Source organism: Dialister sp. CAG:357, assembly GCF_000435155.1.
GTDB lineage: Bacteria > Bacillota > Negativicutes > Veillonellales > Dialisteraceae > Dialister > Dialister hominis.
In genome coordinates this window covers 16,640-29,241 of record NZ_FR896348.1, presented here as the reverse complement: position 1 = coordinate 29,241, position 12,602 = coordinate 16,640, and the positions used below count along the sequence as shown (strand labels likewise).

Sequence of the window (12,602 nt, the reverse complement as noted above, 5' to 3'; positions counted from 1 at the left end):
TTTTATCCCACAAAAAAGCGTGAAGAACCAAAATTATAAAAGCAGGTCAAGGAGGATTTTATGAACAGGAAACTTTCACGTCTTGCCGCTTCCGGCATTATGGGCTTTGCCCTTTTCACAGGAAGCTTCTCCGCTTCTGCCGCGCCTGCCTGGTCGCTGCCTGAATCGGGCCTTCAGATGGACAATGCTTCCAAGCAGGCCTATATCTATAAGGAAATGTATGCCAGCTTCCACCCTGCCAAGGATGCAAAGCCTGTCAGCCATCCCTTTGAAGTACCGGATGACTGGACCTACACAAGATTTGATATGGGCAGTTTCTACATGGAAAAACTGGTGAATCCCAAGGGCTCGCCGAACAGGACCGTCCTCCAGCTTCATGGCGGCGGATACACCACGCCCCTCCATGCTGAATACAGAAGGATCGGCATGCGTCAGTCTGTCCTTTCCAATGCGAGGGACACCTACATGGTAGACTACCGGATTGCGCCGAGGTATCCGTATCCGGCTGCACTGGATGATGCCTTCACGGCGTATCAGTCACTCCTCAAAGGCGGCTGCGATCCCAAGAGCATCATCGTCTTTGGCGATTCTGCCGGAGGAAACCTTGCCCTGGCTCTTTCGCTGAAGCTGAAGGATGAAAAGCTTCCCCAGCCCGGACTCCTTATCCTTGACTCCCCGTGGACGACGATGGAAACGATTTCTCCATCGAGACAGGGCAGCGTGAAAAAAGATCTGATCCTTGGCGAAATCAATCCAAACATGTTCTACGAAATCAATCATCCATCCTACGCAAAAGGCGCAAAGCTGGATGACCCTTACCTGTCCCCTCTTTACGGCGATCTCACGGGCCTTCCTCCCATGCTGATCCAGACCGGCGGATACGAAGTATTTCTGGATGAAGGCATGAAGCTTGCTGAGAAAGCCGCTTCTGACGATGTCAAAGTGACGCTCACCGTCTATCCCTACATGTCCCACGACTTCCCCTTCTGCGTCCCTGAGATACAGGACAGTGTCGATGCCTTTGAAGAAATGCAGAGCTTCATCAACCTGAACATGAAACCCTGATTTCCATGATAGAAACGAAAAAGATGTGACCGGTTTCGATCACATCTTTTTTACTGCCATTTTTTTATTCACTTTTTATGATTTCGTCCAGATCATGTCGTCTTGCTGTTTCATCCCATGCCATGATGAATTCACCGCCTGTGATGATTGTCATGGCTGTCAGGTGGAACCAGATGAAGAGGACGATCAAGCCGATCAGGGAGCCGTACGTGATGCCCATGGATGATACATGAAGGATGTAGTACCCGTAAGCGGCTGTCAGTCCCAAGAGTACGACTGTCACGATGAAGGATGCCGCAATGATGCGTTTCCACTCGCTTCTCCTTCCTGCCGGCGCGAACTGATAGAAGCCTGCCAGAGAAAAGGTGAAGATTACGAACGGGATGCCGAACTTGGCCATCGTCCACATTTCAAGAAATACATCCGCCACATTGAAGTAGTAGGCAATCGCATAGACGACTGCGTTTCCGAAAACGATAAGACCAAGGGAAAGGATCATCGCAAATGAGATGAGCATCGTGAAGATGAGTGACTTGATTTTGACTTTGATATAAGACTGCTTGTCCCTGTCTCCATAGAAGGCGCAGTCCATGGACCGGATCAGCGTCGTGACCCCCTGGGAGGCTGTCCACAAGGCGGTAGCAAGACCGACAACCAGCCAGATGGAGCTTCTTGCCTGCAGGATACGGTTGATGTTGGCCTGCAGCGTGACAGCGACCTGCTGAGGTAAGTAATGGACTGCCTTTGTAATAAGGTCGACCTGCGGTGCCGCGAAGAAAAGCATGGCGTTCATGAAGAAGATCATGAAAGGAATCAGTCCCAGTATGAAGTAGTATGTACTTTCTGCCGCCAGCGCTGTGACATTATCGTCATTGAAACGATTGATCATGCGCTTCAGAAAATACACCGCTGTAGAGTCAGTGATTTTCTCTTCCATGGCACTCTCCTTCCGCCGTCCGTCCGGCCTTTATGAAATCCTAACTTATTATACATGAAATTGACACTCTTGGAACAGACGGAAAAGATATTCGGAATGAATTTCAATCATTCAAAGGTCTGCCGAAGTCTCAATGACATAAAAATATCCGCGTCTTGATGGCGCGGATATTTCATTCAGCAATTACTGCTGGCTTTTTTTAACGTTTGCGTCCTTATAACGAGCCTGGCGGGAAAGAACCATCTTTCTCATGCGGATGCTCTTTGGTGTCACTTCGACGAGTTCGTCGTCGTTGATCCATTCGAGAGCGCCTTCCAGAGTGAACTTGCGGCATGGCGGCAGCTTGATGGCATCATCGGAGCCGGATGCACGGGTGTTGGTCAGATGTTTCTTCTTGCACGGGTTGACGTCCATGTCCTGGTCGCGGGCATTTTCGCCGACGATCATGCCTTCATAAACTTCTACGCCCGGTTCAAGGAAGAGTTCGCCTCTGTCGAGAACGGAGTTCAGGCCGTAAGCGGTCGTCGTGCCGGATTCGAATGCGACGAGGGAACCCTTTGTTCTTTCCGGAATATCGCCCTTGTATGGAGCATAGCCCTGGAATACGTGGTACATGATGCCTGTGCCTCTGGTGGTGGTCAGCAGTTCATTTCTGAAGCCTATGAGGCCGCGGGCCGGAATGGAGAATTCCATTCTCATGTAGCCGGCGATTTCTTCCATGGAAATCATTTCTGCTCTTCTCGGTCCAAGACCTTCCATAACGGCACCCATGAATTCCTGCGGAACTTCAATGGTCAGACGTTCGAGTGGTTCGCACTTCTTGCCGTTGATTTCCTTGTAAATAACCTGCGGCTTGGAAACTTCGAGTTCAAAGCCCTCACGGCGCATGGTTTCAATCAGGACGGACAGGTGAAGTTCGCCGCGGCCGGATACCTTGAATGCGTCGGATGTATCAGTGTCTTCTACGCGGAGAGCCACGTTGGTCTCGATTTCCTTGTAGAGTCTTGCACGGATGTGGCGGGAGGTGACGAAGTCGCCTTCTCTGCCTGCGAACGGACTCTTGTTGACATGGAATACCATGGACAGGGTCGGTTCGTCGATATGGATAGCCGGAAGAGCTTCCGGATTAGCTGCGTCAGCAACGGTTTCGCCGATGTTGATGTCTTTGAAGCCGGCCATAGCAATGATGTCGCCCATCTTAGCTTCGGTGACCGGTGTACGTTTCATTCCCTGCCAGTTGAAGAGAGCACCGATGTGGTCGGTGCGGATCTTTTCACCGTCAGTGATGGCAACGGTCATGCCCTGCTTAGCTGTACCGCGGGTAATACGGCCGATAGCGACTTTGCCGAGGTAGTCGTCAGCTTCAAGGGTGGTGACCATGACCTGCAGTCCGCCGTCAGCATCGCCTTCCGGGCATGGGCAGTACTTCAGGATGGTATCGAAGAGAGGAGTGAGATCCTTTCCTTCATCATTCATATGGAGTTTTGCAATGCCGCTTCTTGCGGATGCATAAACGAGCGGGAAATCAAGCTGTTCGTCAGTAGCGTCGAGTTCCATGAACAGTTCAAGGATTTCGCCTTCTACATCGCTGATACGCTGATCCGGACGGTCAATCTTATTGATGACAACGATCGGTTTCAGTTTATGTTCAAGGGCCTTGCGCAATACGTACTTCGTCTGCGGCATCGGGCCTTCGTGTGCGTCTACCAGAAGAAGAACGCCGTCAACCATGTTGAGGATACGTTCTACTTCGCCGCCGAAATCGGCATGCCCTGGGGTGTCGACGATATTGATTTTTACACCGTCATGCATCACGGATGTGTTCTTGGCGAGGATGGTGATTCCTCTTTCTCTTTCCAGAGGATTCGAGTCCATGACACGTTCAGCCACTTTCTGGTTGTCTCTGAAAATATGGCTCTGCTTCAGCATGGCATCTACGAGAGTCGTTTTACCATGGTCGACATGCGCGATAATGGCAATGTTACGAATATCTTCTCTTTTCATTTCTTTCCTTTTCCCCCTCGGGTACTACTTCTAAAAACAACGGCTCCTGCACAAATCCGCAGGACTGCCTGTCTTTATATACGCTTATACTAGAAATACAATTAATTTTACCATATTATCGCAAATTTGAAAAGTCCGCATAGTATAAAGAAACCGTATTCCCATTCATTTTTTCTTAGATTTTTCCGGCTTTTCGGAAACTTCAACAAGTTATAAATTATTAGCCGTTTTCCTCGACCGCCCTCATTCCGTGATATAATAAAAGATATACTATTTCAGGAGGCATACATGGCTGAATCAATTTATGGAAAACACAAAGAGGTACTTCCCGCCGTCCTCAAGCACCTCGTATCCCAGACAGAAAACTACAACGAAACAAAGAAAAAAGAAACAGGCGAGCCTGCTTACGAGCACCTCATCTACCGCATCAAATCAGAAGACAGCATGCGGGAGAAATGCCAGAGAAAGGGCCTTCCGCCCGTGCCGAAGTCTGCGCTCTATGATATCCATGACGCAATCGGCATCCGCATCGTCTGCTGCTTTTTGAATGACATTTACGACAATATCAAATTCATCGAATCCATTCCCGGAGCCAAAGTCATCGTCGGCAAGGACTACATCAAAAGCGCCAAGCCGAACGGCTACAGGAGCTTCCACATGATTCTCCGCATGGACGTGCCCTTTGAGGACGTCCTGGGACAGAATCCGGGCCAGTACTTTGCAGAAATCCAGCTGCGCACGATTGCCATGGATTCCTGGGCAAGTCTGGAACATCAGATGAAGTACAAGAAAGATATCAAGAATCCGGAAATGATCGTCCGCGAGCTGAAGCGCTGCGCTGACGAGCTTGCTTCCTGCGACCTCTCCATGCAGACGATCAGGAACCTTATCCGTGATGAACACTAAGCGGTGCGTCCGCGGGCTGTCCGCGCCTGGGACGCATCCTCTTTCATAAAGGAGTGATTGTATGAGACTTCTTCTTGCAGAAGATGAAAGGGACATGTCCAACGTTCTTACCACAATCCTGAAGCACAGCGGCTATGAAGTCGACCTTGCCGAGAACGGACAGGAAGCGCTGGACCTTTCCATGAAAAACAATTATGACTGCATGGTCATGGACATCATGATGCCCGTGATGGACGGCCTGACAGCTTTGAAAATCCTTCGCAGCAAGGGGGACGTGACGCCTGTCATACTCCTTACGGCAAAGTCTGAAATCGACGACCGCATTTCCGGCCTTGATTCAGGCGCTGATGACTATCTGACAAAGCCGTTTTCCGTCGGCGAGCTCCTCGCCCGCATCCGCTCGCTCACGCGCCGCGGACAGGACATGTCGCCATCCAAACTCAATGTAGGCTCCACTTCCCTTGATTCGGAAGAACAGGAACTGTCCTGCCATAATTCCATCCGCCTTTCCGGCAAGGAAACGAAGCTCATGAAGCTCCTCATGCTGAATCCGCTGAAGGGTCTGGATACGAAATTCATTTTCGACAAAATCTGGAGCAAGGAAGAGGATGTCGATGAAAGCGTCGTATGGATTTACATTTCCTACCTCCGCGGCAAGCTCCTTGCCGTCATGTCGGATCTGCAGATCGATGGAGAGGAAGGCGGTTCATTCACTCTGATGCCAAGGAGGGATTAGCATGAACCTCATCAAACGGCTCCGCCGCCAGTTCATCCTACTGGCAACGGTCGCTGTCCTCATCATCGTGATCGGGGCTCTGGGCCTCATCAATACGCTTGGTTATGCGGCCATGCGCTCGCACGTCATTGATACGATGACAGCCATCACGCAGAACGGCGGCACGCTTCCCTCAAGGATTCATGAGAATGATACCACCTCTGCCGGCTGGCTCCCGATTCCCGGTGCCAATTCCCCGGCAGATACTCCTGAATTTGCTTACCAGACACGTTACTTTTCCATTCATCTTGATTCGGAGAACAGGATGACTTCCGTCAATGTGAAGAACATCGTCGCCTTCTCTGAGGACCAGGCCATCGCCTTTTCCAAGACAGCGCTCCAGTCTCCATCTGCGACCGGCTTCATGCAGAAGAACAAGGCGCGTTACGGTTTCATGAAGACGGAATATCCTGACGGCAGCAAGCTCATCGTCGTCATGGACTGCACGAGAGACTTTGCCGATTTCCATACCTTCCTCAGCTATTCCATCTGGTTCGGCTTCTTCTGCATCCTTCTCTATGTCGCTATCTTCGCGTTCCTTTCCAACAAGGCCATCGCGCCCTTCGTGCATAACCTGGAAGCACAGAAACGGTTCATCACGAACGCCAGCCATGAGCTGAAGACTCCTCTTGCCATCATTTCCGTCAATGCAGAAGCGATTGAAATGATGAATGGCAAGAATGACTGGACAGAGGGCATCTTAAAACAGGTGCGCCACCTCTCCAACCTTATCAATCACCTCATCCTTCTTTCCAAGGCAAGTGAAATGAGCCGCCTGCAGCTCAAGATAGAGCCGCTTGATGTGAAGAAACTCCTTTCCGCGGCGGCCAGTGAATTCGACCTCCTTGTAAAAGACGGCGGCAAGAAACTCGCCGTCTCCTGCCCGGAAGGACTGAAAGGCATGAGCGACTGGAAGTGCATGAACGAACTCATCCATATCTTCCTCGACAATGCCGTCAAGTACTGCGACAAGGGCGGCACCATCTCCGTCTCGGCAGCGGGCACGAAGAAGAATGTCACCGTCTCCGTCACGAACGATTACAAGGAAGGCGAGGGCGTCGACTACTCCCGTTTCTTTGAAAGGTTCTACCGGAACGATGAATCCCATAACAGCGAAAAGGCAGGCTACGGTATCGGCCTTTCCATCGCAGGAGAACTATCCTCCCTGCTGCAGGCTCCCCTTTCCGTATCGTACAAGGATGGAAAAATCACCTTCTCCATAACGATGAAGGCTGGTTGAGACACATTATAAAAAAATCCCGAAGGCACATGCCCTCGGGATTTTTATTATGCAGTTAGTGCTATTTCAAGAATCAGCCTTTGAAGTACTTCACGCCGGATTCGAAGAGCGGCTGCGCTTTGTTGCCGGAGATGTTCTTGGCAATGTTGGCGCCGCTTCTTTCTGTATGGCCCATCTTGCCCAGGACTCTTCCATCCGGGCTGGTGATGCCTTCGACGGCCCAGGAGGAACCGTTCGGGTTGAAGCTGCTGTCGTAAGTCGGATTTCCCTCAAGGTCCGTGTACTGGGTAGCAATCTGGCCGTTAGCGGCAAGAGCCTTGATCTGTTCATCGGATGCGATGAAGCGGCCTTCGCCGTGGCTGATAGCGATGCTGTAGAGGTCGCCCGGCTTGCAGAGAGAAAGCCACGGGGACTTGGTGGAAACGACCTTGGTCGTTACGAAACGGGACAGGTGGCGTCCGATCGTGTTGAATGTCAGTGTCGGTGCTGTATCTGTCAGCGGCTTGAATTCACCGTAAGGAACGAGTCCCAGCTTGATCAGAGCCTGGAAGCCGTTGCAGATGCCAAGAGCCAGTCCGTCACGGGTGTGGAGGAGCTGCTCCATGGCTTCCTTGAGCTTTTCGTTGCGGAATACGGCAGCAATGAACTTGCCGCTGCCGTCCGGTTCGTCGCCGGCAGAGAAGCCGCCCGGGAACATAACAATCTGCGCATGGCTGATGCGTTCTGCCATTTCATCGACAGAAGCCTTGAGTTCAGCGGAATCCCTGTTCCTGAAGATGAAAATATCGGAAACAGCGCCTGCTCTTTCGAAAGCTCTTGCGCTGTCGACTTCGCAGTTATTGCCAGGCATGGTCGGGATGAAGACTCTCGGTCTTGCTACATTGGTATGTACGTAGAAATCCGGGATTTCCTTTGTTTCTTCAATGACAGGATCTGCCTTATCGATATTTTCAGCGCGTCTTGGGAAGATCGGGTCCAGTGTGCCTTCGTAAGCCTTGAGGAGTTCGTCCAGTGTGACTTCCTCGCCCAGAAGCTTCATGGAATCTCCGCCGACGGTACCGAGGATCTTCGTGTGCGGCTGTTTTGCATATTCAGCAGCCAGTTCCGGTGTCGTTTCGACAACGATAGCGCCGTAGAAGTTTGCGAAATACTTCGGAAGCGGCAGCTTGCTGTCAAAGGTCACGCCGAGGCGGTTGCCGAATGCCATCTTTGCAATCGTCACAGCGACTCCGCCGTGATCGACAGCCTTCATGGCAGCGATATGGCCCTTCCTGACTTCTTCATAGAGGAAATCAGCATGAGCCTTGAATACGTCGAGGAGAGGCATGCCTTCAGCATCCTTCGGCTGGCCGAAGAGAATCAGCGTGTCCCCTTCCTTCTTCAGTTCCTGGCTGACAGCTTCAGAAGCTTTGCCCGGAGCGATAGCGAAGGATACGAGTGTCGGAGGAACGTGGAGGTCATTGAAGGTACCGCTCATGGAGTCCTTGCCGCCGATAGCGCCAAGACCAAGAGCCATCTGGGCATGGAATGCGCCCAGGAGAGCGGCAGCCGGCTTGCCCCAGCTGTTCTTGTCCGTCAGTTTTTCGAAATATTCCTGCAGCGTGAGGTATGCCTGTCTCCAGTCAGCACCCATGGATACAAGGCGTGCGACGGAAAGGAGGACTGCATAGACAGCACCATGGAACGGGCTCCATGTAGCAAGATCGGGATCGAAGCCGTGCGCCATGAAGCTTGCTGCATCGGTTTCACCCTTTCTGACCGGGAACTTGGCAACCATGCCGTCGGTCGGTGTCTTCTGGTACTTGCCGCCAAACGGCATCAGGACGGTAGCAGCTCCGACAGTGGAGTCAAAACGTTCAGAAAGGCCCTGCTGCGAGCAGTTGTTGAGGTCCTTCATGCCTTCAAGCCAGGTTTCCCTGATGGATTTGATCTGCGGCACGCCGAAGAAGCCTTCGTCTGCCGGTTTCTTGATATAAGCTTCTTTGATCTGCTGAGCGCCGTTCGTATCGAGGAAGGCTCTGGAAATGTCGACGATCGTATCGCCTCTCCACTTCATGACAAGTCTCTTCGTATCGGTGACATCAGCAATAATGGTAGCTTCGAGATTTTCTTCTGCTGCGAACTTGATGAACTGCTCAGCGTCTTCGCTTCTGACGACGACAGCCATTCTTTCCTGGGATTCGGAAATAGCAAGCTCTGTTCCGTCAAGGCCTTCATACTTCTTCGGTACCTTGTCGAGATCGATATCAAGGCCGTCAGTCAGTTCGCCTACAGCGACGGATACGCCGCCTGCGCCGAAATCGTTGCAGCGTTTGATGAGGCGCGTAACTTCGCCGCGTCTGAAGAGGCACTGGATCTTTTTTTCAGTCAGAGGATTGCCCTTCTGTACTTCTGCGCCGCAGGTTTCAATGGATTCGGTATTGAGTTCCTTTGAAGAACCGGTAGCGCCGCCCATGCCGTCACGGCCCGTACGGCCGCCGACAAGGATAACGACATCGCCCGGCTCCGGACGGAGACGGATGACATGGTCTTCCGGAGCTGCTGCAACAACAGCGCCGATTTCCATTCTCTTGGCAATGAATCCCGGATGGTAGTATTCCTGGACCTGTCCGGTAGCAAGGCCGATCTGATTGCCGTAAGAGCTGTAGCCCTTGGCAGCTTCCAGAGTAATCTTCCTCTGCGGGAGCTTGCCTGGCAGTGTATCGGAAAGAGGAGCTCTCGGGTCGCCTGCGCCGGTGACTCTCATAGCCTGATATACATAGGAACGGCCGGAAAGCGGATCGCGGATACAGCCGCCAAGGCAGGTAGCTGCGCCGCCGAATGGTTCGATTTCGGTCGGATGGTTGTGCGTTTCATTCTTGAAGAGGAGCAGCCAGTCTTCGATTCCTGCTTCTGTCTCGATTTTCACTTTGATGGTGCATGCATTGATTTCCTCGGACTGATCGAGGTTTTCCAGCTTGCCTTCCTTGCGGAGCGCTTTGACAGCAGCCGTTGCCATATCCATCAGTGTGACAGGACGCTTGGTGTCCTTGCCGTAAATGGTGATGCGTGTTTCTTTATATTCATCAAGAGCGCGTTCGATCGGAGCCGTGAATTTGCCTTCTTCCACGCCGATATCGGTCAGGCTTGTGGAGAATGTCGTATGACGGCAGTGATCGGACCAGTACGTATCGAGTACGCGGATTTCAGTGACAGTCGGATCTCTCTTTTCTTCATCACGGAAGTAGTCACGGATCATGACGAGATCGTCATGGCTCATGGCAAGTCCCATGGATGCGATGAGTTCGTCAAGGCCCTTGTCGTCGAGGCCTGTCAGCCCTTCAACGGTAGGAACCGGTTTCGGATCTTCAATCGGCAGATCGAGCGTCTTGGCTGGTTCAAGGCTTGCTTCCCTGGATTCGACCGGGTTCACGAGGAACTTCACGATCTTTTCACGGTCGCCTTCAATGAAATCGCCATTGAATGTATAAACGAGCGCGCAGCGTACGCGTGCGCAGTCTTTGCCGGTAACGATGGCAAGGCACTGTTCAGCGGAATCTGCTCTCTGGTCATACTGGCCTGGCAGGAATTCTACGCCGATGACAAGGTCTCCCTTCGGAAGCGCTTCCTCTACGGAATCGACCGGAGGTTCAGAGAAGACAGTTGCGACAGCCTTTTCATAATCCTCTTCAGTCAGCCCGTCCACATCGTAGCGGTGGTACACAGCGGTTTCCGCAAGGCGGTTTCCCAGTACTTCATTCAGCTGGGAAGTGAGGCTTTCCTCACCCTGGCGGAATCCTTCTTTCTTGCGTACATATAAACGTCTGATAGCAGACAAAGTTCAACACTCCTTCCAATAAATCCGCAAAATATTGCGGCGACGGACAATGCGTCAATTCCGAAAATCACAATCCTATCTTACCACAAAAACAAAACCTGCTCCACAAAATAGGCATAGGAAACAGCCTGTTTTTTACCAAATTGGAATAGTCAAAAATGGTCAAAAAAGGCGGAAGCCGATACGGCCTCCGTCCTTCTTATTGTGCTTTCTGTGTGATCTGCTCCTGTTCCTTCTGTTCGTCAGCTTCACTTTCCCCTGCTTCGAAATCCTTTTCAAGACCCATTTCCTGACGGCCGAGGATGACACTGATATCCGCGTAGCCGCCTGCGCCAAGAAGATCTTCCTTAGCGGCTGCCTTGGCCAGATCATCGATGGCATAGACAAGGATGTCCTTGCCTTCATCCGGAGCAAGAAGCATCATGACTTCAAGTCCGTTTTCACCCAGGAAGAAATAGGAACGCGCATACATCGGCATCAAAAGCCCCTGCGCATCATAAACGATACGGCCGCCTGCCGTATACACGTACGCTTCGCCGGCATCCAGGCGGCGGAACGGTTCAATGTCCGAAATCTCGACTTTGACATCTTCCTTTGCGACCTGCCCGAGTGCATTGACGGCAAGGTTCAGAAGCGTCTTGTCGATTCCCTTCCTGAGCTGCGAGGACGGGTTCATGAGAGCGCGGTTGAGCTGAGCAAGCCCCCTCCATTCCGTTACAGTCGGATTCAGCCTGAAATACGGATGCATGGCATCAGCCACTTCAGGAGGAAGCGTCGTGCGGATGATATAGCCGGAGTAGAACTTCTGGCTTCTTTTCAGCGTAATCTGCAGCTGCCCCATCTTGTAAGGAACTTCAGCGCCATTGAATTCCATGGTCTGCTCACCCGGAATGGCCATGTACTTGAAGCTCTTCGGCAGCGTCTTTTCCGCCAGCGTATTCATATCATACGCCATGGCGCCTGTGGAAGCTGCGATTGTCAAAAGCGCGGCCAGGGCCGCTGTCTTCCATTTCATTGGCTGCTCCTTTCCATCCGGTAGAACCCATAGAGAAGCGGATCGCCGAGCTGATCAGCCGCTACATGGCTTCCGTTGATAATAACGAGGTAGTACTTGTTTCCCTGCTTGAAAACAGAGCTTTCCACCCACAGCGGGAAGGAAAGGCCGTTTGGCATCGTCATGATGATCTTGGCATCCTGTCCCCAGCGGTACTCCCCGTCTTCCTGCTTGTAAGCGCGCCACGGGCTGACAGTCAGGACCTTCACCTTGTTGGCTCCGCCCTTCTTGTCCTTCAACACTTCATCGACGACATTCTGGAATTCCTTCAGCTGGATCTTAGGCATACCAAAGAGTGTCGAAGGACGCTTGGCATCTTCGCGGAAGGCATCACTCCAGAATTTCTCAGCTCTCCGGTTTCCTTCATGGAAAAATACCTCAGGCGTTCCGGAAAGGACGACGACGATTGCCGTATAGACGCCGCGGACATCCCGCTTCCGGAGCTGGTAAAGCTCCATGCTTTCATACGGGTACGGAGGCTTCTCCGGATACACATTCATTCCCGGAGGCACCGTCATGAGCGTCCACATGGCAGCATTGGACGTCTTGCCATATCCTTTTCTTTCAGCGCCCTTCTTCAGGAAATTCTGGATGTCAGTCCCGTTGCCGTTCTGTACAGTAACCGCATTCCCCAGAGGAATCTTTCCCAGCCCGTCAATCACAAGATCATCCGCCCTGGCTCCGGCCGCGCCCCCTAAGACAAGCGCAGCAGAAAGAGCCAGACGGATTATATATTTACGCAGCATAATGGCTCCTTTATCAATACAATTACAGCCTTTCTCTCTATTTTAGAGAAATACGGGA

The 12,602-nt window shown here is 51.9% G+C and carries 9 protein-coding genes; 4 read left to right on the top strand and 5 right to left on the bottom strand.

The window, feature by feature from the left end; genetic code table 11:
- Positions 1-60 precede the first annotated feature (60 nt).
- Entirely contained in the window at positions 61-1,065 is a 1,005-nt protein-coding gene (locus tag M3200_RS00385) for an alpha/beta hydrolase (RefSeq protein ID WP_022381559.1), read from the top strand.
- Between the two features lie 64 nt (positions 1,066-1,129).
- Here the strand turns inward: M3200_RS00385 and M3200_RS00380 are convergent, their stop codons facing one another.
- Both M3200_RS00380 and typA read right to left on the bottom strand, forming a co-directional pair.
- Positions 1,130-2,002, bottom strand: coding sequence for a YihY/virulence factor BrkB family protein (locus tag M3200_RS00380; RefSeq protein WP_022381558.1), 873 nt, complete (start codon positions 2,000-2,002; stop codon positions 1,130-1,132).
- A gap of 183 nt (positions 2,003-2,185) precedes the next feature.
- Entirely contained in the window at positions 2,186-4,006 is a 1,821-nt protein-coding gene (gene typA / locus M3200_RS00375; RefSeq protein WP_022381557.1) for a translational GTPase TypA, read from the bottom strand.
- Between the two features lie 288 nt (positions 4,007-4,294).
- Between typA and M3200_RS00370 the strand changes: the two genes are divergently transcribed.
- The 3 genes from M3200_RS00370 (at position 4,295) to M3200_RS00360 (ending at position 6,927) form a co-directional block, all read left to right on the top strand.
- Entirely contained in the window at positions 4,295-4,912 is a 618-nt protein-coding gene (locus M3200_RS00370) for a GTP pyrophosphokinase (RefSeq protein ID WP_022381556.1), read from the top strand.
- Between the two features lie 61 nt (positions 4,913-4,973).
- Positions 4,974-5,648 (top strand): response regulator transcription factor, encoded by a 675-nt coding sequence (locus M3200_RS00365; protein WP_022381555.1) that lies wholly within the window; start codon positions 4,974-4,976, stop codon positions 5,646-5,648.
- Between the two features lies 1 nt (position 5,649).
- A complete protein-coding gene (locus M3200_RS00360) occupies positions 5,650-6,927 on the top strand; it encodes a sensor histidine kinase (RefSeq protein ID WP_022381554.1) in 1,278 nt (425 codons plus the stop codon).
- Between the two features lie 73 nt (positions 6,928-7,000).
- Here M3200_RS00360 and M3200_RS00355 read toward each other — a convergent pair whose 3' ends face one another.
- The 3 genes from M3200_RS00355 to M3200_RS00345 all read right to left on the bottom strand — a co-directional run bounded on the left by M3200_RS00355 (position 7,001) and on the right by M3200_RS00345 (position 12,544).
- The gene (locus M3200_RS00355) at positions 7,001-10,744 is read right to left on the bottom strand and encodes a phosphoribosylformylglycinamidine synthase (protein WP_022381553.1); all 3,744 of its coding nucleotides are present in this window, start codon (positions 10,742-10,744) and stop codon (positions 7,001-7,003) included.
- Between the two features lie 199 nt (positions 10,745-10,943).
- The gene (locus M3200_RS00350; protein ID WP_022381552.1) at positions 10,944-11,759 is read right to left on the bottom strand and encodes a hypothetical protein; all 816 of its coding nucleotides are present in this window, start codon (positions 11,757-11,759) and stop codon (positions 10,944-10,946) included.
- On the bottom strand, positions 11,756-12,544 hold the full coding sequence (locus M3200_RS00345; protein ID WP_022381551.1) for a hypothetical protein: 789 nt from the start codon (positions 12,542-12,544) through the stop codon (positions 11,756-11,758). The genes M3200_RS00350 and M3200_RS00345 overlap by 4 nt, the downstream gene beginning before the upstream one ends.
- Positions 12,545-12,602: the final 58 nt, after the last annotated feature.